The sequence below is a fragment of the Streptomyces sp. NPDC104309 genome, assembly GCF_055584025.1.
Window position 1 is genome coordinate 46,921 of record NZ_JBVJMV010000011.1, and the last position, 25,833, is coordinate 72,753.

Sequence of the window (25,833 nt, forward strand, 5' to 3'; positions counted from 1 at the left end):
CGGTCGACGGCCCGGCCGCCTGTCGGCGGACCGGGGGCCGTCCGGCCGTGATCGATCGGACGGCCCCCGGGGCTTGACCCTCGCTTGACCACCACATGACCGGCCTCCGCCGGTCGTTTCATACGGTCCACACGGCCCGGATGAGCCCATTCGAGTGGGAAGGGGCGCATCCGGGCCGTGTGCTGTGCCCACACCGCGGTTCGAATCCCTACGGTGCCGAGTGACCGATCGGCCCCCTCTTCGTTCCCCCGTACGGGGGACGGGAATTACGATCTGAACCGAGGTGTACGCCATGGTGGCCCCGCCGGACAACGACGTGATCTGGGCACGTTCCCTGCAGCACTCCCACAACGGCTCACCCGCGCTCGGCGGAGTCTCCGTGGGTGTCCGGGACGGCGAGATCCTCGCCGTGACCGGCCCTCGGGGCAGCGGCAAGACCACCCTGCTGCACTGCCTCTCCGGTCAACTGGTGCCCCAGCAGGGCGAGGTGTGGTTCAACAGCGTCCCCGTCCACACCATGGGCCCCCGGCTGCGCGAGCGACTGCGCCGCGACAAGTTCGGCTGGATCGCCCCCGAGCCCCAGCTGGTACCGGAGCTGAACACCTGGGAGAACGTGGCTCTTCCGCTGCTGCTGCGCGGCGCCTCGCACCGGGAGGCGAAGCGGACGGGCCTGGAGTGGCTGGAGCGGCTGGACATCGGCGGGTGCGCCAAGAAGCGACCGCACACACTGCCCCAGGGACAACGCCAGCGGATCGCCGTGGCCCGCGCGCTGGCCACCTCACCCGCGGTGATCTTCGCCGACGAGCCGACCGCGACGCTGCACCGCACCGACCGGACCCATGTGCTGCGCACCCTCACCAGCGCGGCCCGTTCGCACGGCATCACCATCGTGCTCGCCACCCATGACGCGGAGGTCGCCGCCCTCGCCGACCGCACGGTCCCGCTGCTGGACGGCCGCCGCGTCGCCACCGTCGCCCTGCCCTCCGTATCCGATGCGGAGGGCCGCGCGGCGTGCTCGCTCTCCGTCTAGCCCGGGGTTCCCACCCACTGGTCCTGATGCGGCGGCTGCTGGTCGCGGCCGCCTCCGCCGGAGTCGGCTTCCTGCTGCTGTGCGCCCTGGCCTACGCGTCGGCGCATCCCGCGCACTCCACCGGGGCCGTGCTGCGGCTGCTGTGGTGCTTCGTCCCGCTGGCCGCCTCCGTGCAGTTCGCGGTCGTGGTGGCCCGTACGGACCCGAGTACCCGGCCGCGCACCGGACTGTCCGCCGTGGGCCTCGGACCGGTGCGGCTCACCGTGCTCGCCGCGGTCTCCACCGCCGTCTCCTGCACTCTCGGGTCCATGGTGGCGCTGCTGCTCTTCCTGCATCTGCGCGGTGATCTGTCCGGGCTGCCGTTCGACGGCGCGGCGGCCGGGATGCTCGACGCGGACGCCCCGCTGCCGCTCGCGGCCGTGCTCGTACTGCTGGCCCTGCTCCCGGTGGCCGCGGCGACTGCCAGCGGGCTGGCGCTGCGCACCCGGCCGGTCGCGACGGCGGCCGGGGACGAGGACGCCTCCGCACAGACCCCGCCCCAGGCCGAGCCGGCCGCCCCGGCGGCGCCCCCGACCGGGCTGCCGTGGGGGGTGGCGCTGACCGCGGTCGGTCTCGCCGTCGAGGCGTACATGAGCGGCGGCGCGGGACGGAGCCTGCTCCCGCTCCCCGGCAGGCTGGACGCCACCCCGGCCGGAGTGCTGGCGGGGTGGACGCTGACGGCGATCGGTCTGGCCATGGCCGGCCCCGGCCTGGCGTATCACTGCGGGCGGCTGCTGCAGGCCATGCGCCCGGGCGCCGTGCGCCTGCTGGCCGGGCGGGTGCTGATGGACGAGGCGCGCCGGATCGGTGGGCCGCTCGGGGTGGTCTGCGCGGTTCTCTCCGCGGTGATCGCCGCCTACGCGCTGTACGGAGCGGGGCCGCGCCCCATCGGCCCGCTCACCGCGCTCGGCGCGGTGCTCGTCCTCGGCTGTACGACGGCGACGCTGCTGACCTCGGCGCTGGAGGCGAGGCAGGACCGCACCCGGACGACACAGGCGGTGCTGCGGCTCGGCGCCCCGGTCTCGGCCCTGCGGTTCGCGACGGTGCTGCGCGCCGTCGCCCTGTTGGTCGTCTTCGCCCCGCTGACCTGGCTGATCGCCGAGCTGGCGGCACTGCCGCTGACGGCCTGAGGCCACCCGTCTCCCGGCACGCCGGCCGGGAGACCGTGGACGGCGACACCCCCCTGCCCTGCCCGGGGACCGAGTCGCTCGCCGCGTTCGGCGAGGCCGCGTCGTCGAACCGCCGTCGTCCGGCGGAAGGCCGGGCCGTCAGTCCCTCGGACCCCCGCCGGTCACCGAGTGGGCGGCGTCCGCCAGGCCCTTCGGCCACTCGGTGACCGGCGACCGGGGGCGGTTCAGAGAGAGGCCAGCCGGGTCACGAGCGCGTCGAAGAAGGCGTCCCAGCCGTCCTCGGCCGCCGCGTACTGCTCGGCCGTGAGATTGCCGCCGCGCTGCGTGAAGACCATTTCGGTGGACTTGTCGCCGCGGTCGGTGAAGGTGACGGTGACGGTCTCGCCCTCGACATCGGCGCGCGCGGTGGCGTCCTTCAGCGTGAAAACCAGCCGCTCGGGGGCGACCACCTCCCGGTAGAACCCGTGGAAGGGCATCTCGGTACCCGGCACCACGATGACCAGGCTCCACGTCCCGCCCGGCCGGACGTCCATCGACACCCGGTCGAGCGGGACCTCGGCGTCCCCGCCGTACCAGGCGGCGAAGTGCTCGGGCGTCGTCCATGCCTCGAAGACCAGTTCCCGCGGGGCGTCGAGGACGCGGGTGATGTCGATGCCCTCGCGTGCTGACTCAGTCATTGTTCCCGTCCTTCCCGGAGTCCTCCCCGGAGTCCTTCCGGACCTTGCGCGTGTCCTCCCCCAGGCTTGCACGCACACCACTGTGCCGACCCGGCACGCGCCGTCCCTCCGGCGCGCTCCGGCAGTTCCGGACGCCGGGAAAGGACGGGCCGGACCGCCGGATGCGGCTCGGCCGGTCCAGTGAACGCGGCCACGGCCCGACTCGGTCGCGCGACCGGTCAGAGTACGGCGGGCAGGACGACGGTCTCCGCCGCGTCGAAGCCGACCCCCACCGTCGCGCCCTCCTCGGGTGCGTCCCTCAGCGCGCACTCCGCCTCCAGGACCGGACCCCCGGGCGGCGTCAGCCGCACGGCGACGTGGTTGCCCCGGAACGTACGCGTCCCGACCGTGCAGCGCAGCCCTTCGTCCGGGGCGCCGATCCGGACCCCGGCGGGGCGCACCAGCAGGTCGCAGGCCCCCTGCGGCGAGCCCTCGGTCACCGGGACCCTCCCCCACACCGTGTCGGCGGTCGTACCGGACACCGTAGCCTCCACCACGTTGTCGAAACCGAGGAACCGGGCGACGAAGGCGGACGCCGGCCGCTGCCAGACCTCCAGCGGGGTACCCACCTGCGCGATCCGCCCTTCGCGCATCACCACCACCCGGTCGGCCAGGGCGAACGCCTCGCCCTGGTCATGGGTGACGGCGAGCACCGTCGTGCCCAACCGCCCGAAAAGCGTGCGCAGTTCGACGACGAGCCGTTCGCGCAGGCCGCGGTCGAGTTGGCCGAGCGGCTCGTCCAGCATCAGCAGTTTCGGTCGCGGGGCGAGGGCCCGCGCGAGGGCCACTCGCTGCTGCTCACCGCCGGACAGCGCGGCGACGGCCCGGCGTTCCGCGCCGGGCAGGCCCACCAGACCGAGGAGTTCGCCGACCCTGAGCTCCTGGTCCCGCCGCGAGGCCCCGCGCATCCGCAGCCCGAAGGCGACATTGGCACCGACATCCCGGTGCGGGAACAGCTGGTGGTCCTGGAACATCAGGCCGAGACCGCGGCGGTGCACCGGCACCCCGGCCTGGTCCGCGCCGTCCAGCAGCACCCGGCCGCCGTCCGGCGGACACAGTCCGGCGACCACCCGCAGCAGGGTCGACTTGCCGCTGCCGCTCGGCCCCAGCACGCACACGATCTCGTGCTCGGCGACATCGAGGTCCACCCTGTCGAGTGCCGCCCGCTCACCGAAGCGAACCGTGGCCGATTCCAGTGTCAGCATCCCTAGAACTCCCCGGATCGGTCGGTACGAATACGTTCGAGCAGCAGCAGCGAGGCGGCACAGACCACCATCAGAATGGTGCTCAGGGCCATCGCCTGGCCGTAGTTGAGCTCCCCGGCGCGCCCCAGCAGCCGGGCCACCGCGACCGGCAGCGTCGGGCGGTCGGGCCGCGCGATGAACACCGTCGCGCCGAACTCACCGAGCGACACGGCGAACGCGAAGCCGGCCGCGACCAGCAACGCCCGCCGCACCAACGGCAGATCGATCTCCCGCCAGACCCGCAGCGGGGACGCCCCGAGCACCGCCGCCGCCTCCCGCAGCCGGCCGTCCACCGCTCGCAGGACCGGCAGCATCGTCCGTACGACGAAGGGCACACCGACCAGTGCCTGGGCCAGCGGCACCAGGATCCATGAAGTCCGCAGATCCAGCGGCGGCTTGTCCAGCGTGATCAGAAAGCCGAAGCCCACGGTGACCGCGGAGACCCCGAGCGGCAGCATCAGCAACGCGTCGAAGCCGCGGACGAGCCGCCCGGCCCGCCGGGTCAGCGCCGCGGCGGCGAGCCCGCCGACGACCAGCGCGATGACCGTCGCGACCAGTGCGTACTGCAGTGAGTTCCCGATCGCTTCCAGCGGTGCGACCAGGAACGTACCGCCGCCCGCGTCCGCGGACCGCAGGGCACGGTAGTAGTCCAGGCCATGACCCCCGGGAGTGTCCAGCGAGCGTTCCACGAGTACCCCGAGCGGCAGCAGTACCAGCAGCAGCACGGTCAGCAGCACCCCGCCGAGGAGCGCCCACTGCCCGGCGCCGCTCGGCCTGCGGGCGGTCTGTACCGGGTCGACCAGCTTCAGCGCGGTCTCCCTGCGCCGTACGGTCCACGCGTGCACGGCGAGGATCGCGCCGACGGCGGCGAACTGCACCAGCGTCAGTACGGCGGCCGTCGGCAGGGCCAGCAACTGGGCTGTCTGCCGGTAGATCTCCACCTCCAGCGTGGCGTACCCCGGACCGCCGAGGATCTGCACGACCCCGAAGGAGGTGAAGGTGAAGAGGAAGACCATCAGCGCGGCGGCTGCCACGGCGGGTGCCAGGGCGGGCAGGGTGACCCGCCGCCAGGCGGCGAACCGTCCGGCGCCCAGTACCCGGGCAGCCTCCTCCTGCCGCGGGTCGAGCTGTGACCACAGCCCGCCCACGGTCCGTACGACCACCGCGTAGTTGAAGAAGACATGGGCGAGCAGAATCGCCCAGACGGTGGTGTCGAGCCGTACGCCCCAGAGCTGGTCGAGGAACCCGCCGCGTCCCAGCAGCGCCAGGAAGGCCGTCCCGACGACGACGGTGGGCAGGACGAACGGAACGGTGACGACCGCCCGCAGCAGTTGTTTGCCGGGGAAGTCGAAACGGGCGAAGACATAGGCGCCGGGCAGCGCGATCAGCAGTGTCAGCGCGGTCGAGGCGAGCGCCTGCCAGGTGGTGAACCAGAGAACGTCACGGATGTCCGGCCGGGTCAGCACCTCGCCGATCCGGCCGAACTGCCAGACGCCGTCCACCTTCAGCCCGCGGCCGACGATGGCGGTGACGGGGTAGGCGAAGAACAACGCGAAGAACGCGACGGGCACGGCCATCAGGCCGAGCCGCACCGCGCTCCCGCGCCACGCCGTCGCGCGCACCGAGTCCACGCGCCCCGAGGAGCCGCGCGGCTCCTCGCCTCGCGGCCGCCGAACCTCCCCCTCGGGCACGCCCTTCCCGCCCGCGTCCGATCCGCGTACGGGAGTCTTCGCTACTTCACTACGAGCGAGGACCACGACTGGACCCACTGATCACGGTTCTTGGAGATCCGATCGGGGGCGACCGTCGTCGGCCTGTCGACCGTCGCGCCGAACTTCGTGAAGAGCTCCGGCAGTTTCGCGCCCTTGGTGACCGGGTTCACGAACATGTTGAGCGGCATGTCCTCCTGGAACCTCTTGCTGATCAGGAAGTCCAGCAGGGCCTTGCCGCCCGCCTCGTTCTTCGCACCGTTCAGCAGACCGGCGAACTCGATCTGGCGGAAACAGGTTCCGGTGGCGACGCCGGTGGGGGCCTCGGCCGGCTGCGGCTTCGCGTAGAGCACCTCGACGGGCGGGCTGGAGGCGTACGAGACGACCAGCGGCCGGTCGGCCTTGGCCTTCCGGCCGCCCGCCGAGCCGGAGAACTCCTCGTTGTAGGCCTGCTCCCAGCCGTCGACGACCTTGACTCCGTTGTTCTTCAGCTTCTTCCAGTAGTCCTGGTACCCCTTGTCGCCGTAGGTGGCGACGGTGCCGAGGAGGAAGCCGAGGCCGGGCGAGGAGGTCGCGGCGTTCTCGGTGACGAGGAGGTTCTTGTACGCGGGCTTCGCCAGGTCGTCGAAGGACCGCGGCGGCGCCAGCTTCTTGTCGGCGAAGTACTTCTTGTCGTAGTTGACGCAGATGTCGCCGGTGTCGATCGGGGTGACCCGGTGCTTGGCGCCGTCCAGCTGGGTGTCGGCCGCCACCTGGTCGATGCCCTTCGCCTCGTACGGCGTGAAGAGCCCGCTGTCCAGGGCACGGGAGAGCAGGGTGTTGTCGACGCCGAAGAACACGTCGCCGCGCGGGGAACCCTTGGTCAGGATCTCCTGGTTGAGCGCGACACCCGCGTCGCCGCTCTTCAGCACCTTGACGGTGTAGCCGGTCTTCTCGGTGAACTCCTTGAGCACGTCCGGAGAGGCGTTGAAGGAGTCATGGCTGACGAGGGTCACGGTCTTCGAGCCGGAGCCCTTCGTGCCCCCGGAACCGGAGGCCGACTTGTCGGAACTCCCGCATCCGGCCAGTGCCGTGACGCCGAACGCGGCGGCGGCAGCGGTCGCCGCGAGCTGCTTGGTTCTGCGCGTGATGCGCATTGTTGATTCCTCCTGGGTTTTGGCCAGGAAGAGACGCGGCCCCGCCCGCGCAATGCGGGCAGGGCGCAACAGCATGAGTTGATGACCGAACTTCCTACCCGGAATGACCCGGGCGAGGTTCAGAGGGTCTGCGGCCGACCTGTCCTCGGTGCCGCACTCTCAGCGCTGTGGCGCTCCCCTGTCGGAATATGAAGTTGATTTCAGGCCCAGGTTACACGGGCCGTCCCGGCCTCAGCGCTCGGCTGCCGCCAGCTGTCCGCAGGCTCCGTCGATCTCCTGACCGCGGGTGTCCCGCACCGTCACCGGCACCCCATGGGCCGCGATCGCCTCGACGAAGGCCTTCTCGTCCTCGGGCCGCGAGGCGGTCCACTGGGAACCGGGCGTCGGGTTCAACGGGATCAGATTGACGTGCACCCGCTTGCCCTTGAGGAGCCGGCCGAGCAGGTCACCGCGCCAGGCCTGGTCGTTGATGTCCCGGATCAGCGCGTACTCGATGGAAACGCGGCGGCCGGACTTCTCCGCGTACTCCCACGCCGCGTCCAGCACCTCGCGCACCTTCCACCGCGTGTTCACGGGGACGAGCGTGTCGCGCAGTTCGTCGTCCGGCGCGTGCAGGGACACGGCGAGGCGGCACTTGAAACCCTCGTCGGCGAAGCGCAGCATCGCGGGCACCAGGCCCACGGTGGAGACGGTGATCCCGCGCTGCGAGAGCCCGAGGCCGTCCGGCTCCGGGTCGGTCAGCCGACGGATCGCGCCGACCACCCGGTTGTAGTTGGCGAGCGGCTCGCCCATGCCCATGAAGACGATGTTGGAGAGCCGGGCCGGGCCTCCGGGGACCTCCCCGTCGCGCAGGGCCCGCATGCCGTCCACGATCTGGTGGACGATCTCGGCGGTCGACAGATTGCGGTCGAGACCGGCCTGTCCCGTCGCGCAGAACGGGCAGTTCATCCCGCATCCCGCCTGGGACGAGATGCACATCGTCACCCGCTCCGGGTAGCGCATCAGGACGGACTCGACGAGCGTCCCGTCGTGCAGCTTCCACAGCGTCTTACGGGTGGTGTCGTCGTCACAGCTGATATGGCGGACCACGGACATCAGGTCGGGGAACATCGCCTCGGCGAGCTTGTCCCGCGAGCCGGCCGGGATGTTGGTCCACTCGGCCGGGTCGTGCGCGTACCGCGCGAAGTAGTGCTGCGAGAGCTGCTGGGCACGGAACGGCTTCTCGCCGATCGCGGCGACCGCTTCCTTGCGCTCGGCGGGCGTGAGGTCGGCGAGATGCCGCGGCGGCTTCTTGGCTCCGCGGGGCGCGACGAAAGTGAGTTCTCCTGGCTTAGGCATGGTCCATCCAGTGTCGCAGACAGAACGATGAGGGCCCGCCGCCCTGTGGACGACGGACCCTCACTCGTGAATGCCCAGGTCAGGACGTGGAAATCGCGGATCAGCCGGAACCCACGAACAGCACCAGCAGCAGCCAGACCACCGGGGCGGTCGGCAGCAGCGAGTCCAGCCGGTCCATGATGCCGCCATGCCCCGGCAGCAACGTGCCCATGTCCTTGATGCCGAGGTCCCGCTTGATCATCGACTCGCCCAGGTCGCCGAGGGTGGCGCTGACCGCGACCGCGAGCCCCAGCAGCAGCCCCTGCCACCAGGAACCGCCGTCGATCAGGAACTGCATGCACAGCGCACCGGCGACCATCGCGAAGGCGATGGCCCCGAACAGCCCCTCGCGGGTCTTTCCGGGGCTGATGCGCGGTGCGAGCTTGTGCTTCCCGAAGCGCCAGCCGACGGCGTACGCACCTGTGTCGCTGACCACGGTCAGCAGCAGGAAGGTGAGCACCCGCTGCGGCCCGTCGTCCGCGGTCAGGAGCATCGCGACGAAGGTCGCCAGGAACGGCACGTAGAACGCGGCGAACACACCGGCCGTGACGTCCTTGAGGTATCCCTCCGGCGGCTCCGTCATCCGCCAGACGAGCACCGCGAGCGCGGTCAGTGCCATCGCCACCCAGGCGCCCTCGGCGCCCCGGACGTATCCGGCCACCACCATCGCCGCGCCACCGACCGCGAGCGGAACGAGCGGCGCCCTGATGCCCTTGCGCTCCTCCAGCCGCGAGGTGAGCTCCCAGAGCCCCACGACGACGGCCGCGGCGATCACACCGACGAAGACGGCCTTCACGATGAACAGCGAGGCGACGATGACGGCGCCGAGCCCCACACCGACCCCTATGGCGGCTCGCAGATCACGGCCCGCACGTTTCTTCTGCGGGGGCGGTGGCGCGGTGGACATGGGCTCCTGCGGCTTCTCGTCACGGAACAGGGGGCCGCCGCTCAGGCGTGCGGCCCCTTGGTCCCGGTCATCACGGTCGTCAGCGTCTCTACCTGCGTCGGGAACGTCCGGCACCATGGGCATGGGCCGAGTCTGCTGGGCGTCATGCACATCGTATGCAGGACCCGCCGGAGCAGCCTGCATCTCGGGCGCACCCCAGCGACCGGCTCCCTGTGGGGCGCCCCGGGAAGAGTCGTTCATCAGACTTCGAGCAGCTCGGCTTCCTTGTGCTTGAGCAGCTCGTCGACCTGTGCGACGTACTTCGCGGTGGTGTCGTCGAGCTCCTTCTCCGCGCGACGCACCTCGTCCTCGCCGGACTCCTTGTCCTTGACCAGCTTGTCGAGCGTCTCCTTGGCCTTGCGGCGCACGGCCCGGATGGAGATCTTCGAGTCCTCGGCCTTCGTCTTCGCGACCTTGATGTAGTCGCGCCGACGCTCCTCGGTGAGGTCCGGGAAGGTCACCCGGATGATATTGCCGTCGTTGCTCGGGTTGACGCCCAGGTCCGAGTCGCGGATGGCCTGCTCGATGTTGCGCAGCGCGCTCTTGTCGAACGGCGTCACGACGGCCATGCGCGGCTCGGGCACCGAGAACGAGGCGAGCTGGTTGATCGGGGTCAGCGCGCCGTAGTAGTCGGCGACGATCTTGTTGAACATCGCCGGGTGCGCACGGCCGGTACGGATCGCGGCGAAGTCCTCTTTCGCGACGACGACGGCCTTCTCCATCTTCTCCTCGGCCTCAAGGAGGGTTTCTTCGATCACCACGTGCTCCTGCGTGTCTTGAGTGGGCCCGGCTGCTCGGGCCCGGCGGGTCCTGCGTCGCGTCCTCACCTGCACGGTGTCCGACCGGCAGGCCGTTGTCCATCCTTCGGCGCCTGTACCGGGGTGTTCCCCGCAGGCCCCGGACCCTCCCGTCGCTTCCCGGGAAGGTCCCCCGGTTCTCAGGTCCGGGTGCCCTGGTCACTCACGAGCGTGCCGATCTTCTCACCCTTGACCGCACGGGCGATATTGCCCGTCGCGGTCAGCTCGAACACGAGGATCGGCAGCTGGTTGTCGCGGCAGAGCGTGATGGCGGTGGCGTCGGCGATCTTGAGATCGCGGGCGAGCACCTCGCTGTACTCGAGCGCGTCGAACTTCACCGCGTCGGGGTTGGTCTTCGGGTCGGAGTCGTAGACCCCGTCCACCCCGTTCTTGCCCATCAGCAGTCCCTGGGCGTCGATCTCCAGGGCGCGCTGGGCGGCAGTGGTGTCGGTGGAGAAGTACGGCATCCCCATACCGGCGCCGAAGATGACGACGCGGCCCTTCTCCAGATGGCGCACGGCGCGCAGCGGGATGTACGGCTCCGCGACCTGCCCCATGGTGATGGCGGTCTGGACGCGGGAGTCGATGCCTTCCTTCTCCAGGAAGTCCTGGAGCGCCAGGCAGTTCATGACCGTGCCGAGCATGCCCATGTAGTCGGACCGGGCCCGGTCCATGCCGCGCTGCTGGAGCTCGGCACCGCGGAAGAAGTTGCCGCCGCCGATGACGACCGCGATTTCCGCGCCGTCGCGGACGACTGCCGCGATTTCCCGGGCGATGGCGTGCACGACATCGGGGTCGACACCGAGACCCCCGCCGCCGGCGAACGCCTCTCCGGACAGCTTCAGCATGAAGCGTCCGGGCACCTTGCCGTCGTCGCGCTTGTGGTCACCTTTTGCGGCGTCCGCGTCCTTGTTCATGGAGATTCTCCTCGTGCACATACGAAGAAGGCCATTGCCGGTGGGTCTGGTGTTCCCCTGCGGCAATGGCCTCCTCGTCAGATCTGCGGTCGTACGGCATGTGTGCGGCCGACGACTGCACTAGACCCTATCGGGGTCCACCGTTGTTCGCGGACGGACTTCAGATGCCGACCTTGATGCGCGAGAAGCGCTTCAGGGTGACACCGGCCTCGTCCAGAACCTTCTGGACGGACTTCTTGTTGTCCTTGGCGAACGCCTGCTCCAGGACGACGACCTCCTTGAAGAAGCCGTTGACGCGACCCTCGACGATCTTCGGAAGGGCAGCCTCGGGCTTGCCCTCCTCGCGGGAGGTGGCCTCGGCGACACGACGCTCGTTCTCGACCGTCTCGGCCGGGACCTCGTCACGGTTGAGGTACTTCGGGGCGAAGGCGGCGATGTGCTGCGCGACGTCCTTGGCTACCTCGGCGCTCTCCTTGTCGAGCTCGACCAGCACACCGACCTGCGGCGGGAGGTCGGGCATCGTGCGGTGCATGTACGCAGCCACGTAACCACCGGTGAACTGCGCGAAGCGGTCCAGGACGATCTTCTCGCCGAGGTTGGCGTTGGCCTCGTCGACGTACGCCTGGACGGTCTTGCCGGCCTCGATCTCGGAGGCGAGCAGCGCGGCCAGGTCGACCGGCGAGGTCGCGGCGACGTGGGCGGCGAGCGTGTTGGCGACGGTCTGGAACTTCTCGCCCTTGGCGACGAAGTCCGTCTCGCACTTCAGCTCAAGCAGAACGCCGGAGGTCTTGTCCTCGGAGATGAGGGAAACGACGGCACCGTTCTCGGCAGAACGGCCCTCGCGCTTGGCGACGCCCTTCTGGCCCTTGATACGGAGCGCCTCGACGGCCTTGTCGACGTTGCCGTCGGCCTCGTCGAGCGCCTTCTTGCAGTCCATCATGCCGGCGCCGGTCAGCTCACGGAGCTTCTTGACGTCAGCGGCGGTGTAGTTCGCCATGAGTCTGTGTTTCTCTCTCGAAGTCTGAAAGATCTACGGGTGAACGGCGGGGGCGGTGCTTGTGGCACCGGCCCCCGCCGTCATCAGCCGTGACGGGTGTCAGGCCTGCTCGGCGTCCGCAGCCGGGGCCTCGGCAGCGGCCTCGGCCGGCGTCTCGGCGTCCGCGGCCGGGGCCTCGGCAGCGGCCTCGGCCTCGGCCGGCGTCTCGGCGTCCGCGGCCGGGGCCTCGGCAGCAGCCTCGGCCGGCTTCTCGGCGTCCGCGGCCTTCTCGGTCTCGGCGGAGGACTGCACCTCGGCGTCGGCCTTCTTGTCGCCCTCGAGCAGGTCGCGCTCCCACTCGGCGAGCGGCTCGCCGGCGGCCTTCGCGCCCGGCTTCGAGTCACCGGTGGCGGCACCGGAACGGGCGATGAGGCCCTCGGCGACGGCGTCGGCGATCACACGGGTGAGCAGGGTGACGGAGCGGATCGCGTCGTCGTTGCCCGGAATCTTGTAGTCGACCTCGTCGGGGTCGCAGTTGGTGTCGAGGATCGCGACGACCGGGATGTGGAGCTTGCGCGCCTCACCGACGGCGATGTGCTCCTTCTTGGTGTCGACGATCCAGACGGCGCTCGGCACCTTCTGCATCTCGCGGATACCACCGAGGGTCTTCTCCAGCTTGGCCTTCTCGCGGGAGAGAACCAGGAGCTCCTTCTTGGTGAGGCCGGAGGCGGCCACGTCCTCGAAGTCGATGAGCTCAAGCTCCTTCAGACGCTGAAGGCGCTTGTAGACGGTGGAGAAGTTGGTGAGCATGCCACCGAGCCAACGCTGGTTGACGTACGGCATGCCGACGCGCGTCGCCTGCTCGGCGATGGCCTCCTGGGCCTGCTTCTTGGTACCGACGAACATGATGGAACCGCCGTGGGCGACGGTCTCCTTGACGAACTCGTAGGCGCGGTCGATGTACGACAGCGACTGGAGCAGGTCGATGATGTAGATGCCGTTGCGCTCGGTGAAGATGAAGCGCTTCATCTTCGGGTTCCAGCGACGGGTCTGGTGACCGAAGTGGACGCCGCTTTCCAGCAGCTCCCGCATCGTGACGACGGCCATGGCCGTACTCCTTGAGGTGCTCGGTTGTCGCGACCGCAGGATTGCTGTCGCGCCTGACGCCCCGACGCGCCGTGCCACGAGGGACCGAGGAGCGCGGCCACCGTCCGCAGAGAGGGAGGTGGCGGGGCGTGCGAAGTCGACCCGGTGACCCGGATCGCCATAGGAAGTGTACGGGACGGGTCGGGTGCCGGGTGACGGCGCTGTCCACAACCGGTCGGTAGTCCACAGATCCGGTCCATGATCCCCGCGATTCCGTGCAGCGCGGGACGGTTCTGCCATGCGATGCACAACCGATCCGACCGTGCCCCGCTCCGGGCACGGACTCCGTTTCCGCGCGGCCGCAGCGGCCGCGCTCGTGGTGGTCGCCCTCCTCGCGGTGCTGTGCGGCACGCGGGTCGTGGCGGCCGAAGCGCCTCCGCCGACGCCTGCTCCCGCACCCGTTCCCACACCCGTACCGGTGCCCCGGCCGGATGGTGCGCGGTCGTGGCCGCTCGCCGGGCGGCCCGTGGTCGTACGGGGGTGGGAGCCGCCGACGAACACCTACGGGCGGGGCCACCGCGGGGTCGATCTCGCCGCGGGGCCCGGCACGCAGGTGCTCGCCGCGGCCTCCGGGCGGGTCTCGTTCGCAGGACGTGTGGCGGGGCGCGGGGTGCTGGCGATCGAGGTGGCCGGGACCGGCGATCCACCACTGCGGACCACGTACGAGCCGGTGCGCGCGCTGGTCGCGACCGACGACCAAGTGACGGCGGGGCAGGTCGTGGCGATCGTGGAGGCGGGCCCCTTCCACTGCGCGTCGGGCTGTCTGCACTGGGGGCTGCGGCGCGGTGACACGTATCTGGATCCGCTCTCGCTGCTGCCGCCCGCGCTGTTGCGACGGGGGCCGTCCCGGCTGCTGCCGGTGTTCGGCGTACCGGAGTCCCGGCCCTCCGCAGAGGGGGCCGGGAGCGGACTCGCCGCCTCCGGTGCGCTGCCCGTCGTCGCCGCGGCAGGGCGCCGACGTCAGTCCCGTCCGCCCCGCACGCCTCGCAGGATCATGGCCACGGCGGTGTCCGCGATCACGGCCGGTTCCTCCGCCACGCCGAGTTCGATGCGCCGGACCGCGGCGTCCACCGACCCCTGCAGCAGCATCGCGGCCAGCCTCGGCTGTTCATGGCCGAGATCGCCGAGCGCCTCGACGATCATGGCGATCAGCCCGCCGTGCGCGGCCCTGATCTTCTCGCGTGCGCCCGCGTCCAGTTCGCTCGCCGAGATCGCGACGACCGCCCGGTGGCGGCGGTCCCCGACGAGGTCGAGCTGCCGGCGCACGTAGGCCTCGACCTTCTCCTCGGACGTGGTGGCCTGCTCCATCGCGTTCTCGACCTCGGCCGCCCAGACGGGGAAGTCGACGGCGCAGAGCTCTTCGACGACGGCTGCCCGGGAGCGGAAGTATTCGTAGACGGAGGACCGGGCGAGGCCCGTGCGTTCGGCGAGGGCGGGGAAGGTCAACGCCTCCGTACCGCCCTCGGACAGCAGGGAGCGGGCGGCGTCCAGGAGGGCGCCGCGCTGCATGGTCCGGTGCTCGGCCACCGAGGCCGCTCGAATCCTGGGCACGCATCCACTCTACGGCGGCCCGTGTTCGGGAGAGGGCGTACGGCTCCGATCGGTGGCCGAAGCGGACCGGGCACGCGTCGGGCGCCCGTGGTCTCAGCGCCCGGCGTCGGCCAGTTTCGCGCGCAACTGCAGCACCGATTTGGTGTGGATCTGGCTGACGCGGCTCTCGGTGACTCCGAGGACATTGCCGATCTCGGCGAGCGTGAGGCCCTCGTAGTAGTAGAGCGTGACGACCGTCTTCTCGCGTTCCGGAAGCGTATTGATCGCCCGGGCGAGCAGTCGTCTGAGCTCACGGTCCTCGGCGACCTCCACCGGATCGTCGGCGGCGGTGTCCTCCAGCGTGTCCATCAGGCTCAGCCGGTCGCCGCCCTCGCCGCCGACATGCAGCAGTTCCTCCAGCGCCACCACGTTCGCCAGCGACAACTGGCTGAAAACCGCGTGCAGTTCCTCCAGCGCGATGCCCATCTCCGCAGCCACCTCCGGCTCGGAAGGGGTGCGCCGCAGTTGGGCCTCCAGCGTGGCATAGGCGCGCTCCACGGCCCGCGCCTTCTGACGCACCGAGCGCGGAATCCAGTCCAGCGCACGGAGTTCATCGATCATCGCGCCCCGGATGCGGGTGATCGCGTACGTCTCGAACTTGATCGCGCGCTCGATGTCGAACTTCTCGATCGCGTCGATCAGTCCGAACACCCCCGAGGAGACGAAGTCCGCCTGCTCGACGTTGGAGGGCAGACCCACGCTCACCCGGCCCGCGACGTACTTCACCAACGGCGAGTAGTGCAGGATCAACTGCTCCCGCAGCCGCTCGTCGCCCGTGGACTTGTACGAGCGCCACAACTCGTCGAGCGAGGAGGGGGCGGTGGGGCGCACAGTGCCACGCGCAGCCGGTGGTACTGGCGCGCGGTCAGACCCGGAGGTGTGCTGGGGCATGTGGTGCCTTGAGCCGTTCTGCCGTGAATTGCTGGAGGACTTGTGTGTGAGTGGGAATCCTTGTGAGCGTAGCGTGACTGAGGCGTCGCGGTCCGCGCAGGACAGCGGATCGGTGCTGTGCGGTCCCGGCCGGTCGGACATGACCGGGATCCGGGGCCGCCGCCTCGTGCGCCGCCCCGGAGGCGTCGCTGAAGTATCCGCCGAGGTCATCGGCATCACCTTTTCACCCGAATGCTCCAGGTCAAGTACCGCCTCGCCGCGCGTCGCCATTGCATGTCGGTCGCGGCGTCAACCGCCATCCGTCGCCATCGCGTTCGACGAACCCCAGTGAGTGCAGTTCGTACAGCCTGCCGAGCGCTTCGTCGGCGCCGGTTCCCGCGGCGCGGGCCACGTCCCGCCCGCTGACGGAGCCGCGGGACGGCAGCGCGTCGAGGACCCTGGCGGAGACCGCGTCCAGCAGGTCCCTGGGGTGGACGGGGCCGCGTCTGGGCGGAGCCAGCTCGCCGATGTCCCCCACCAGTTCGGCGACTTCCGCGGCATCCGTCACCAGGACGCCCTCCCCTCGGAGGAGCTCATGGACCCCTGCCGACAGCCCGCTGGTGGCGGGGCCCGGCACCCCCATGGTGAAGCGGCCGAGCCGCTGCGCGCTGCGTGCGGTGACCAGCGAACCGCTGCGGTACTCGGCCTCGACCACGACCGTCCCGCGCGTCAACGCGGCGATGACCCGGTTCCGGAGAATGAATCTGCTGCGGGTCGGATGATCGGACGGTGGCAATTCGCCGATGACGAGCCCCTGTTCCGCCATCCGTCCGATCAGCTCGGCGTGTCCCCTCGGATAGGCGACGTCCACCCCGCAGGCCAGGACCGCCATCGTCGCCCCGCCGACGGCGAGCGCCCCACGATGCGCGGCCCCGTCCACCCCGAACGCCGCCCCCGACACGACGACCCAGCCCAGCTCGGCGAGCCCGGTGCCGAGACTCGCCGCCATGTGCGATCCGTACGGTGTGCAGGCACGGGCCCCGACCACGGCGACCGAGCGCAGCGCCCAGAGCCGCAGGTCGCGCGGCCCCCGCACCCAGAGGCCGATCGGCCTGCTGTCCCCCAGGTCGTCGAGCTGGCTGGGCCACTCCAGCTCGCCGGGACAGACGAACCGACCGCCGAGCGCGGCGACCGCCGCCAGGTCCCGCTCGGGCTCGACGTGCTCGGCCCGCAACCGGTATGCGTCGAGACGTTTCGGCGTCATCCGGCTCAGTCGCTCCGCGGTCCCGTCCCTGGTGGTGATGCGTCGTATCAGTTCGACGGCACCGCACTCGCGCAGCCAGTGTCCGCCTCGCTCGTCCCCCGGTTCCAGGACGCGGGTCAGTGCGGCCCGTGCCACCCGTTCCCGCTCGCTCACCGCCGCTCCCGGTCCGCTCGGGGGCCCCGGCACCGCGCCACGCTCCGTGCGCCGCCCCGGAAGGCATCCCGGCTCCCGCTCCCGCTCACTGTCGGCCCAGGGCTTCATGACGCCCCGGCCTTCGTCGCGGCGCCCCGTGGAATCCCGGTCCGCAGCTCCAGCGCCACCGCGATGTCGGAGGCCTCCGGGCGGTCGGCGCCGCGCAGATCGGCGACCGTCCACGCCACCCTGAGCACCCGGTCCAGGCCGCGCGCGGTGAGCAGGCCCCGCTCCATGTCCCGCTCGGCCTCCATGAGCGCGCCCGGTGCCACGGCCAGCCTGGTCCGCAACTCATGGCCGGGCACCTCGCTGTTGGTCGTCCACGCGGTGCCGGCCAGCCGGTCCGCGGCCCGCGCCCTGGCCTCCCGGACCCGGGCCGCCACCGTGGCCGTCGACTCTCCCCTGCCGCCCTGCCCCATCAGGTCACGACGCCCGACCGGGTCGACGACCACCCGGAGATCCACCCGGTCGAGCAACGGCCCGGAGAGCCTCGCCTGATAGCGCCTGACCGTCGAGGGCGGGCATTCGCAGCCGGCGCCACTGAGGGTGTGCCGTCCGCACGGGCAGGGATTGGCGGCGAGGACCATCAGGAACCGGGCGGGCAGCCGCACCACCCCGGCGCTGCGTGCCACCACCACGTGCCCCGACTCCAGCGGCTGGCGCAGCGCGTCCAGCACCCGCACGGAGAATTCCGGCGCCTCGTCCAGAAAGAGAATCCCCCGGTGTGCCAGCGAGACCGCACCGGGCCGCGGCAGCCCGTTGCCCCCGCCGACCAGCGACTGCATCGTCGCCGAGTGGTGGGGAGCGCAGTACGGCGCCCGGGTGACCAGCGGTTCCCCGGGCGGGAGAATGCCCGCCACCGAGTGCACCGCGGTGACCTCCAGCGACTCCTTCCTGGTCAGCGTCGGCAGGATCGCCGACAACCGCTCGGCCAGCATGGTCTTGCCGGCGCCCGGCGGACCGGAGAGCAGCAGGTGGTGACCGCCCGCCGCGGCGACCTCCAGTGCCTTGCGCGGCCGCTCCTGCCCCGCCACGTCCGCCAGGTCCGGCTGGCTGCCATCACCGTGTCCGGCGCCCCGGGCGATCCCGGTGCCGATGCCCGTGCCGGGCACCATCAGCCCGGCCAGCATGGCGTCGGGCCGCCCCTCGTCGCAGGACACCCGCTCGTCCGGCACCGGCTCGTCGCAGAGGACCGCGATCAGCTGCCGCAGGCTCCGCACCCCGAGCACCGAGACCCCGGGCACCAGTGCCGCCTCCCCCGCGGTCTGCTCGGCCACGACGACCTGGCGGTACCCGGCCTCCGCCGCGGCGAGTACCGCGGGCAGCACGCCGCGCACCGGCCGCACCCGGCCGTCGAGCCCGAGCTCACCGATCATCACCACATCGGCGATGGCCGCCGGATCGATCCGCTCGGCGGCGCCCAGCACCGCGCAGGCGACCGCGAGATCGAAACCGGAGCCGCCCTTCGGCACGGAGGCGGGCGACAGCCCCACCGTGAGCTTCTTCTGTGGCCACTCGGCCCCGGAGTTCACGACCGCGGCCCTGACCCGGTCCCGGCTCTCCACCAGACTCTTATCCGGCAGCCCCACCAGGGTGAACGCGGCCACCCCCGCCTCCAGGTCCGCCTGGACCTCCACCACCACGCCCTCGACGCCGACGAGCGCCACCGAACACGCCCGCGCGAACCCCATCAGGCCACCCCTCGCGCATGCTCGGCGACGGGCGCTCCTCGCCTGGGCAGCAGCACCCCGACCAGATCGATCCGGACCCCGCCGGGCGGCGGACCGCCGTGCCGGTGGAGCCAGATCCCGGCCAGCCGTCGCAGCCGCTCCGCCTTGACCGGTGTGACGGCCTCCATCGGATGCTCGAAGGCGCCCGCCCTCCGGGTCTTCACCTCGCAGACCACGAGTGTGTCGCCGTCCATCGCGACGATGTCGATCTCACCGGCGCGACAGCGCCAGTTCCGTTCCAGTACGGACAGGCCCGCGTCGGTCAGCAGCCGCGCCGCCAGATCCTCGCCGTACCGCCCGAGTGCCCCTCGTGCGTTCATATCGGCACCACCTCCGGGACCGACTCTGACGGGTTCGGTCCCAGCTGGTGGATCTTGGTGGACAAGTCCGGGATTGTGGATAACCCAGCCACCCGGAAGTGGGAATCAGCCTCCGGAAAACGGGGCTCAGCCGCCCGGAAGTTCGAGATCGCTCTTGTTGAGCTCCTCGATGTTGACGTCCTTGAACGTCAACACCCGCACCTGCTTGACGAAGCGTGCGGGCCGGTACATGTCCCAGACCCAGGCGTCCGCCATGGATACTTCGAAGAACACCTCGCCCTGAACCGAGTGCACCTGCATCTCGTAGTCGTTGGTGAGGTAGAAGCGCCGTTCGGTCTCGATCACATATTTGAACAGACCGACGACATCTCGGTACTCCCGGTAGAGCTTCAGCTCCATCTCGGTCTCGTACTTTTCGAGGTCCTCGGCGCTCATTGGCATGTTCCCCTTCAGCCGTGCGTGCCCCCATTGTGCGCCAGACCCGGGCACCCCCGGGCGCTTAGGCGGTTTCGGGGGCCAGAACCATTGGCGTACACGGAGGACCCTCGGCGAGCAGCGTGCGCAGCAGCTCGGCGAGTTTGGTCGGGTACACCGTCTCACGCGCCGCCGACAGTTCGGCGGAGGTCCACCACCTCAGGCCCGCGACGCTGCGCTGCTCCAGCCCGGTCAGCCCACGCGTGTCGGTGGCGGTCTGCGTCGTACGTGCCAGGTAGTACCACTCGTCCTGCTCCCAGCGGCGGCCGTCGAACGGGAACGAGCACATCCGTTGCCAGAGCAGCGGGCCCAGCTCGACGTCGGTGATCCCGGTTTCCTCGGCGAGTTCGCGCAGCGCGGCCTGTTCCCGGGTCTCGTCGCCCTCCAGACCGCCACCGGGGGTGAACCACCAGGTGCTTGCCGGGTCCTCCGGTTCAAACCCGTGCATCAGGAGAATGCGGTCGTCGGGGTCCAGCAGCACCACGCGGGCGACCTTCCGTTTCTCAGTGCGCACCGGCGGTCGCCCGTTCACTCCTGCTCCGTGCCGACCGCGCGGACCGTGCCGCGATCGGACCGTACGCGCATCCGGCGAGGATGAGCACCGCACCCACCGCCACGGCAGCGAGCTGCAGCCGCAGCGGTCCGGGCGACGACACGCCTCCGGGGAGGGAGGCGAAGGCCTGCGGCCGCCCGACCATGCCGTTCAGCGGCCAGGCGATGGCGTCCACCCTGGCCTGCACCGCGCTGCGCGGCACGGAGCCCTGCCCCGGGTCGTCGAGATGGACCCGCGAGTCCAGCGAGGCGCTGCGTTCGTCCCCGAGCAGGAAGAGCTGCCCCTTGGGCACATCCGCCGTGAAGTCGCTCACCGAGGCGAGGCCCTTCGTATGCAGATACGGTTCCTCAATGGATTTGCCGTTGATCTTGAGCCGGCCCTTGTCGCAGCAGGCGATCGTGTCACCGCCGATGCCCACGACCCGCTTCACCATCGGCACGTCGCCCCACGCCGGATCGGTGAAGACCACCACGTCGCCGCGGCGCACCTCGCTGCCGTCGATCCGCTCCGCGAGCACCCGGTCTCCGGCGTGCACCGTCGGTGTCATCGACTCGGTCGGCACGGTGTACGGCTTGTACACCACGGCCGCCCAGGCGAAGCCGCCGAGGAAGAGCACACAGCCGACGGCCACGGCCAGCCCCGACAGCTTGCTGCCGAGCCGACCGTGGCCGTCACCCGTACGTCCTGTTCCACTCATCCCAGCGTCCCCCACCTCGGAGATCGACAATCGCTGATCCGAGTCGGCACCCTACCCGGCGGTACGCCCGCTGGTCAGCCTCTTGCGACGCCACATCACGAGGGGCACCGCACCGGCTACGCCGAGTGCTCCGGGGGCCAGGCCCATCGCCGCGTTGATCCCCGGCTGGTCGAAGGTCTTCGGGACCGGCAGGGTCGCCCAGCGGTTGATGGGCCACGCCACGACGATGGCCCGGCCGACGACCTCCTTGTCGGAGACCGTGCCGCCGCCCGGCAGACCCTGGTGGTAGCGGGAGTCGAGGGAGTTCTGGCGGTGGTCGCCCATCACCCAGATGCGCCCCTTGGGCACATTGATCGGGCCGAACGGCTCGTCATTGCAGGGCGTGTTCCCGGGGAAGATGAACGACGTGTCGTCCAGTGCCTTGCCGTTGACCACGACCGGGCCGTCCTTCTTGCACTCCACCGTGTCGCCGCCGACCGCGATGACCCGCTTGATCAGGTCCTTCTCCTCGGCGGACGGCATCAGTCCGATGAAACTGAGGAACTTCTGCACCACGTTCGGATTGCTCGTCTGGGTGCTCTCCAGCCAGCCGCCCGGGTCGTGGAAGACCACGACCTCGCCGCGCTTGGGCTCCGCGCCGAACCACGGCGTCAGCTTGTCGACCAGCACCCGGTCGCCCCGCTGCAGCGTGTTCTGCATCGAGTCCGAGGGGATCGAGAACGCCTGCACCAGAAACGTCTTGATCAACAGCGCGAGAACCAGCGCGATACCGATGAGCAGAGGGAGCTCCTTCCAGAAGGAGCGCGGCTTCTTCAGGGCCGAATCACCACCGCCCGGGGAGTCGCCGTCACTCCCCGCGCCGTCCGCCGTCGTCCCGGCGGAGTCGACATTCTCCGGATTGCCCGGCCGGTCCTCGGGTTCCTCGTGTCCGGATCGCGCGCCGACCGCCAAATCCCCCACATCCACTCCTTACTCCGTGCCGCCGCCCGCGCCCTAGCCGGTGCAGGCCCACCACTCCCATAACGAGCGGGAGTTCCGCAGGGGTCGGGAGAGGGATCACTCCGTTGGGATCCTTGGACGACACACTATTCGACGGGCCCGACCCAGCAGTCGTCCCGGCGCGCGCGTCAGGGACCGAGTCGAATGTCGCCGGTTCCTCCAGTTTTCGCCAGTGGCCGAAGGGCCAGGCGATGACCACGGCCCGTCCCACGACCTCGTCCTCGGAAACCGTGCCGTGCTCAGGCTCGTCCAAGTGGTAGCGCGAATCGGCCGAATTGGACCGGTGGTCACCCATCACGAAGATCCGTCCGGCCGGAACCTTTACCTCGAATTTGATGAGGGAGGGCGGATTGCCGGGGTTCAGATACGGCTCGTCGAGCGGCACGCCGTTGACCGTGATCCGGCCGTCCTTGTCACAGCACTTCACCGTGTCGCCGCCGACGGCGACCACCCGTTTGATCAGATCCTGCTCGTCGTCGGAGGGCAGCAGCCCGATGAACGTCAGCGCTTCCTTCACCTGCTTGACGACGACGGGCGAGTCCTTCTTGCCGACGTTCTCCTGGTTCAGCCAGTGCCCCGGGTCCTTGAAGACGACGACATCTCCGCGCTCGGGCCTGGACCCGAACCAGGGCGTCAGCTTGTCCACCAGCACCCGGTCGCCGATCCGGATGGTCTGTTCCATCGATCCCGACGGGATCACGAAGGCCTGCACCAGGAAGGTCTTGAGCACGAGCGCGATCAGCAGCGCCACGGTGATGAGCAGCGGGATCTCCCGCACGGCCGACCCGCGCCGCCGCCGTCTGACCTTGCGCGCCAGTCTGCGCCGCTCCGCCCTGGTCGGCCGTGGGCGCGCGGGTGTCGGCCCGGTGTCGGCCGACACCGGTATCTCCGGGTCGGTCCCGCCCTCCCGCCGCCCGCGGCTACCCATGAGCCCCGCCCGGCGCCCGTACGCCGGCGAAGGCGGCACTGTCCGGCAGCGAGCCCAGCCGGCCCAGCGGCCAGCCGATCCAGTCCACCCGGCCGATCACCCTGTCGACCGGGACCATGCCGCCGCCCGGTTCTCCCAGGTGGTCGCGCGAGTCGCGGGAATTGCTGCGGTGGTCGCCCATCATCCACAGCGTGCCGTCGGGCACGACGATGTCGAAGCGCACCCGGGACGGCGCGTCTCCCGGAAACAGGTAGTCCTCGTCGACGGGACGGCCGTTCACCTCGACCCGCCCTCGTCTGTCGCAGCAGACCACCCGGTCACCGCCCACGCCCACCACCCGCTTCACGTAGTCGGTCTCGGCGGGCCTCGCCAGGCCGAGGGACGCTGCCACGCCGTGCAGCAGGCCGGTGACGGGGTTCTCCCGCGGCGCCTCCTGCACGAAGGATCCGGTGCCGTCGAAGACCACCACGTCACCGCGCTGCGGTACGGAGCCGAAACGGTACGCCAATTTGTTCACCAGCACCCTGTCCCCCACCCGCAGCGTGGACTCCATCGAGCCGCTGGGAATCAGGAAGGGCTGCACCACGAAGGCGCTGAGCAGCAGCACGAAGACCGCGCAGACGGCACCGAGCGCGGCGGTCCGCCGCCACGACATCGAGGCGGCCATCCGGTCCGGGATACGCGAGAAGCGCGACCCCTCCTCCGACCCTGTTGCGGGTGCGGAGGAGCTGTCGCGCTCCGAGGGCTTGGCTTCCGTGTCCATCGGGGCCAGAGCTTATCCGGCCGTCCTGTGGACCTGGGAGTCAGCTCAGTTGTCGCGCTTCTCCTTGATCTTCGCGGCCTTGCCGCGCAGCTCACGGAGGTAGTACAGCTTGGCGCGACGGACGTCACCGCGGGTGACGAGCTCGATCTTCTCGAAGATCGGGCTGTGCACCGGGAAGGTACGCTCCACGCCGACGCTGAAGGAGACCTTGCGGACCGTGAAGGTCTCGCTGACGCCGGAGCCCTGGCGGCGGATGACCACGCCCTTGAACTGCTGGATACGGGAGCGGTTGCCCTCGATCACTCGCACGTGGACGTTGACGGTGTCGCCGGGGCGGAACGCCGGGACGTCGGTACGCAGCGATGCGGCGTTGACGTCGTCGAGCAGGGAAGCCATGTTGTCTGCTTTCTTCGCCGATGCCACAGGTCATCGACGGAAGGTAGTGAGGAGCTGGAGGCGCTGATCGCGTCGGACGGGCGTCGGGACCGTTCCCCATGTGCATGGAGAACACAGCGGTCGCTTCCCCCTGTGGCAGGGGCGCACGCCGGACGTACAGCAGCGGCCTATTCTTCCACGGCCTCGGGCCTGCGCCAAAATCGGCCCCCGGGCTCCGGTGACCAGCCGAGGATGGAGAGGATCTCGCGGTCCTTCTTGTCGAAGCCGCTCGCCTCGCAGCGCTCGATGAGATCGGGCCGGTTGAGTGCCGTGCGACGGAACGCCTCGTCCCGCCGCCAGCGTGCGATCTTCCCGTGGTGACCGCTGAGCAGGACGTCCGGGATGCCCCGGCCGCGCCACTCGGGCGGCTTGGTGTAGACGGGCCCCTCCAGGAGATCGGCCATCTCGCCGGGGGCGAAGGAATCGTCGCGGTGCGACTCGGCGTTGCCGAGCACACCGGGCAGCAGCCGGGCCACCGCTTCGGTGATCACCAGCACCGCGGCTTCCCCGCCGGCCAGCACGTAGTCACCGATGGACACCTCGACGACCGGTATGCGGGTGGCGTACTCGTCCATCACCCGGCGGTCGATGCCCTCGTAGCGGGCCGGCGTGAAGATCAGCCACGGCCGTTCGGAGAGCTCGACGGCGAGTTCCTGGGTGAACGGACGGCCGCTGGGCGTGGGGACCACGAGCACCGGGGAGTGCGCCCCGGCCTCGTACCCGCGCGCCAGGGCGTCGTCCAGCGCCTCGCCCCACGGCTCGGTCTTCATGACCATGCCGGGGCCGCCGCCGTACGGGGTGTCGTCCACCGTGTTGTGCCGGTCGTACGTCCAGTCGCGCAGATCGTGGACGTGCACATCGAGGCGGCCGCGCGCGCGGGCCTTGCCGACGAGCGAGACGTTCAGCGGTTCCAGGTACTCCGGGAAGATCGTGACGACGTCGAGGCGCATCAGGCGTCCTTCCCGGACTCGGGCGTCCCGTCCCCGTCGCCCTCTTCGTCGCGCGAGGAGGCGATCACGGCCTGGCTCTCGTCGATCAGTCCGGGCGGCGGGGCGATCACCGCACGCTGCTCCGCCAGATCGATCTCGGTGACGATCTCCTCGACGAACGGGATCATCACCTCGCTGCCGTCCGGCCGCTCCACGATGAAGAGGTCCTGGGACGGCAGGTGTGTGATCTCGGTGATCCGGCCGATCCCGGTGCCGTCGGCCAGAACCACGTCGAGGTCCATGAGCTGATGGTCGTAGAACTCCTCGGGGTCCTCGGGGAGTTCCGCCGGGTCGACCTCGGCGATCAGCAGTGTGTTGCGCAGGGCCTCGGCAGCCGTACGGTCGCGTACGCCCTCGAACCGGAGCAGCAGCCGTCCGCTGTGCACCCGGCCGGTCTCGATCGTGAGCGGTCCGGCGCCGGCCGGTTCGGTGGCGAGTACGGCCCCGGGCGCGAGCCGCAGCTCCGGCTCGTCCGTACGCACCTCGACGGTGACCTCGCCCTTGATGCCGTGGGCACGGCCGATCCGCGCGACTACCAACTGCACCTTGTGTCTCTCCTGTCATACGACGACGGGCCGGGGCGGGCGCTTGGCCCTCCCCGGCCCGTGCCGGTGTTCAACTCTGTCAGCGAACCTGATCCACATCGACGAGGTCGACGCGGATGCCACGGCCGCCGATGGCGCCCACGACGGTACGCAGTGCGCGCGCGGTGCGGCCGTTGCGGCCGATCACCTTGCCGAGGTCGTCGGGGTGGACCCGGACCTCAAGCACGCGACCACGGCGCAGGTTGCGCGAGGCGACCTGCACTTCATCGGGGTTGTCGACGATGCCCTTCACGAGGTGCTCGAGAGCCTCCTCGAGCATGC

The 25,833-nt window shown here is 70.4% G+C and carries 27 protein-coding genes and 1 pseudogene; 3 read left to right on the plus strand and 25 right to left on the minus strand.

Annotation, left to right across the window (positions count from 1 at the left end; genetic code table 11):
- The first annotated feature begins 292 nt into the window (after positions 1-292).
- Both ACZ68L_RS17845 and ACZ68L_RS17850 read left to right on the plus strand, forming a co-directional pair.
- Entirely contained in the window at positions 293-1,030 is a 738-nt protein-coding gene (locus ACZ68L_RS17845; RefSeq protein ID WP_469577774.1) for an ABC transporter ATP-binding protein, read from the plus strand.
- Positions 1,012-2,199, plus strand: a complete 1,188-nt coding sequence (locus tag ACZ68L_RS17850; RefSeq protein ID WP_469577776.1) for a hypothetical protein — start codon at positions 1,012-1,014, stop codon at positions 2,197-2,199. The genes ACZ68L_RS17845 and ACZ68L_RS17850 overlap by 19 nt, the downstream gene beginning before the upstream one ends.
- 224 nt (positions 2,200-2,423) lie before the next feature.
- Here the strand turns inward: ACZ68L_RS17850 and ACZ68L_RS17855 are convergent, their stop codons facing one another.
- The 10 genes from ACZ68L_RS17855 to rpsB all read right to left on the minus strand — a co-directional run bounded on the left by ACZ68L_RS17855 (position 2,424) and on the right by rpsB (position 13,124).
- On the minus strand, positions 2,424-2,876 hold the full coding sequence (locus ACZ68L_RS17855) for an SRPBCC family protein (RefSeq protein WP_469577778.1): 453 nt from the start codon (positions 2,874-2,876) through the stop codon (positions 2,424-2,426).
- 218 nt (positions 2,877-3,094) lie between these two features.
- Positions 3,095-4,120 carry an ABC transporter ATP-binding protein gene (locus tag ACZ68L_RS17860; RefSeq protein ID WP_469577780.1) on the minus strand — a complete coding sequence of 342 codons (1,026 nt, stop codon included), beginning with the start codon at positions 4,118-4,120 and terminating at the stop codon, positions 3,095-3,097.
- 2 nt (positions 4,121-4,122) lie between these two features.
- On the minus strand, positions 4,123-5,736 hold the full coding sequence (locus tag ACZ68L_RS17865; RefSeq protein WP_469578148.1) for an ABC transporter permease: 1,614 nt from the start codon (positions 5,734-5,736) through the stop codon (positions 4,123-4,125).
- A gap of 155 nt (positions 5,737-5,891) precedes the next feature.
- Positions 5,892-7,004, minus strand: coding sequence for a thiamine ABC transporter substrate-binding protein (locus ACZ68L_RS17870; RefSeq protein ID WP_469577782.1), 1,113 nt, complete (start codon positions 7,002-7,004; stop codon positions 5,892-5,894).
- A 231-nt stretch (positions 7,005-7,235) separates the two neighbouring features.
- Positions 7,236-8,342, minus strand: a complete 1,107-nt coding sequence (gene rlmN / locus ACZ68L_RS17875) for a dual-specificity RNA methyltransferase RlmN (protein WP_469577784.1) — start codon at positions 8,340-8,342, stop codon at positions 7,236-7,238.
- 100 nt (positions 8,343-8,442) lie between these two features.
- Positions 8,443-9,528, minus strand: a complete 1,086-nt coding sequence (locus ACZ68L_RS17880; RefSeq protein ID WP_469577786.1) for a phosphatidate cytidylyltransferase — start codon at positions 9,526-9,528, stop codon at positions 8,443-8,445.
- Positions 9,528-10,085 (minus strand): ribosome recycling factor, encoded by a 558-nt coding sequence (gene frr, locus ACZ68L_RS17885; protein WP_093899080.1) that lies wholly within the window; start codon positions 10,083-10,085, stop codon positions 9,528-9,530. Before frr ends, ACZ68L_RS17880 begins: the two co-directional genes overlap by 1 nt.
- A 179-nt stretch (positions 10,086-10,264) precedes the next feature.
- Positions 10,265-11,041 (minus strand): UMP kinase, encoded by a 777-nt coding sequence (pyrH, locus tag ACZ68L_RS17890; RefSeq protein WP_469577788.1) that lies wholly within the window; start codon positions 11,039-11,041, stop codon positions 10,265-10,267.
- Between the two features lie 160 nt (positions 11,042-11,201).
- Positions 11,202-12,038, minus strand: coding sequence for a translation elongation factor Ts (gene tsf, locus ACZ68L_RS17895; RefSeq protein WP_469577790.1), 837 nt, complete (start codon positions 12,036-12,038; stop codon positions 11,202-11,204).
- A 99-nt stretch (positions 12,039-12,137) separates the two neighbouring features.
- The gene (gene rpsB / locus ACZ68L_RS17900) at positions 12,138-13,124 is read right to left on the minus strand and encodes a 30S ribosomal protein S2 (protein WP_469577792.1); all 987 of its coding nucleotides are present in this window, start codon (positions 13,122-13,124) and stop codon (positions 12,138-12,140) included.
- A 277-nt stretch (positions 13,125-13,401) separates the two neighbouring features.
- On the opposite strand from rpsB, the pseudogene ACZ68L_RS17905 reads away from it, so the two are divergent.
- Positions 13,402-14,040, plus strand: a pseudogene (locus ACZ68L_RS17905) (murein hydrolase activator EnvC family protein); the annotation flags it as partial.
- A gap of 83 nt (positions 14,041-14,123) precedes the next feature.
- On the opposite strand, the gene ACZ68L_RS17910 reads toward ACZ68L_RS17905, so the two are convergent.
- The 15 genes from ACZ68L_RS17910 to ACZ68L_RS17980 form a co-directional block, all read right to left on the minus strand.
- On the minus strand, positions 14,124-14,690 hold the full coding sequence (locus tag ACZ68L_RS17910; protein WP_469578150.1) for a TetR/AcrR family transcriptional regulator: 567 nt from the start codon (positions 14,688-14,690) through the stop codon (positions 14,124-14,126).
- 117 nt (positions 14,691-14,807) lie between these two features.
- A complete protein-coding gene (gene whiG / locus ACZ68L_RS17915) occupies positions 14,808-15,644 on the minus strand; it encodes an RNA polymerase sigma factor WhiG (RefSeq protein ID WP_469577793.1) in 837 nt (278 codons plus the stop codon).
- A gap of 241 nt (positions 15,645-15,885) precedes the next feature.
- Complete coding sequence (gene dprA / locus ACZ68L_RS17920) at positions 15,886-17,040, minus strand: DNA-processing protein DprA (RefSeq protein ID WP_469577795.1); 1,155 nt, start codon at positions 17,038-17,040, stop codon at positions 15,886-15,888.
- Positions 17,041-17,144: 104 nt separating this feature from the next.
- The gene (locus ACZ68L_RS17925) at positions 17,145-18,770 is read right to left on the minus strand and encodes a YifB family Mg chelatase-like AAA ATPase (RefSeq protein ID WP_469577797.1); all 1,626 of its coding nucleotides are present in this window, start codon (positions 18,768-18,770) and stop codon (positions 17,145-17,147) included.
- On the minus strand, positions 18,770-19,129 hold the full coding sequence (locus tag ACZ68L_RS17930) for a YraN family protein (RefSeq protein ID WP_361452555.1): 360 nt from the start codon (positions 19,127-19,129) through the stop codon (positions 18,770-18,772). The genes ACZ68L_RS17925 and ACZ68L_RS17930 overlap by 1 nt, the downstream gene beginning before the upstream one ends.
- Before the next feature lie 126 nt (positions 19,130-19,255).
- On the minus strand, positions 19,256-19,564 hold the full coding sequence (locus ACZ68L_RS17935) for a DUF2469 domain-containing protein (RefSeq protein ID WP_003965949.1): 309 nt from the start codon (positions 19,562-19,564) through the stop codon (positions 19,256-19,258).
- A 64-nt stretch (positions 19,565-19,628) separates the two neighbouring features.
- Positions 19,629-20,117 carry an NUDIX hydrolase gene (locus ACZ68L_RS17940; RefSeq protein ID WP_469577799.1) on the minus strand — a complete coding sequence of 163 codons (489 nt, stop codon included), beginning with the start codon at positions 20,115-20,117 and terminating at the stop codon, positions 19,629-19,631.
- The gene (gene lepB, locus ACZ68L_RS17945; protein ID WP_469577800.1) at positions 20,107-20,853 is read right to left on the minus strand and encodes a signal peptidase I; all 747 of its coding nucleotides are present in this window, start codon (positions 20,851-20,853) and stop codon (positions 20,107-20,109) included. Before lepB (ACZ68L_RS17945) ends, ACZ68L_RS17940 begins: the two co-directional genes overlap by 11 nt.
- A gap of 51 nt (positions 20,854-20,904) precedes the next feature.
- Positions 20,905-21,804, minus strand: a complete 900-nt coding sequence (lepB, locus tag ACZ68L_RS17950) for a signal peptidase I (RefSeq protein WP_469578152.1) — start codon at positions 21,802-21,804, stop codon at positions 20,905-20,907.
- Positions 21,701-22,780 carry a signal peptidase I gene (gene lepB, locus ACZ68L_RS17955; protein WP_469577803.1) on the minus strand — a complete coding sequence of 360 codons (1,080 nt, stop codon included), beginning with the start codon at positions 22,778-22,780 and terminating at the stop codon, positions 21,701-21,703. Before lepB (ACZ68L_RS17955) ends, lepB (ACZ68L_RS17950) begins: the two co-directional genes overlap by 104 nt.
- Complete coding sequence (gene lepB, locus ACZ68L_RS17960; RefSeq protein ID WP_469577805.1) at positions 22,773-23,543, minus strand: signal peptidase I; 771 nt, start codon at positions 23,541-23,543, stop codon at positions 22,773-22,775. Before lepB (ACZ68L_RS17960) ends, lepB (ACZ68L_RS17955) begins: the two co-directional genes overlap by 8 nt.
- A gap of 45 nt (positions 23,544-23,588) precedes the next feature.
- Positions 23,589-23,939 (minus strand): 50S ribosomal protein L19, encoded by a 351-nt coding sequence (rplS, locus tag ACZ68L_RS17965; RefSeq protein ID WP_351083108.1) that lies wholly within the window; start codon positions 23,937-23,939, stop codon positions 23,589-23,591.
- Between the two features lie 167 nt (positions 23,940-24,106).
- Positions 24,107-24,928 carry a tRNA (guanosine(37)-N1)-methyltransferase TrmD gene (trmD, locus tag ACZ68L_RS17970; protein WP_469577808.1) on the minus strand — a complete coding sequence of 274 codons (822 nt, stop codon included), beginning with the start codon at positions 24,926-24,928 and terminating at the stop codon, positions 24,107-24,109.
- Positions 24,928-25,512, minus strand: a complete 585-nt coding sequence (gene rimM, locus ACZ68L_RS17975; protein ID WP_469577810.1) for a ribosome maturation factor RimM — start codon at positions 25,510-25,512, stop codon at positions 24,928-24,930. The genes trmD and rimM overlap by 1 nt, the downstream gene beginning before the upstream one ends.
- Positions 25,513-25,591: 79 nt before the next feature.
- The gene (locus tag ACZ68L_RS17980; RefSeq protein WP_020868149.1) at positions 25,592-25,831 is read right to left on the minus strand and encodes an RNA-binding protein; all 240 of its coding nucleotides are present in this window, start codon (positions 25,829-25,831) and stop codon (positions 25,592-25,594) included.
- Positions 25,832-25,833 lie beyond the last annotated feature (2 nt).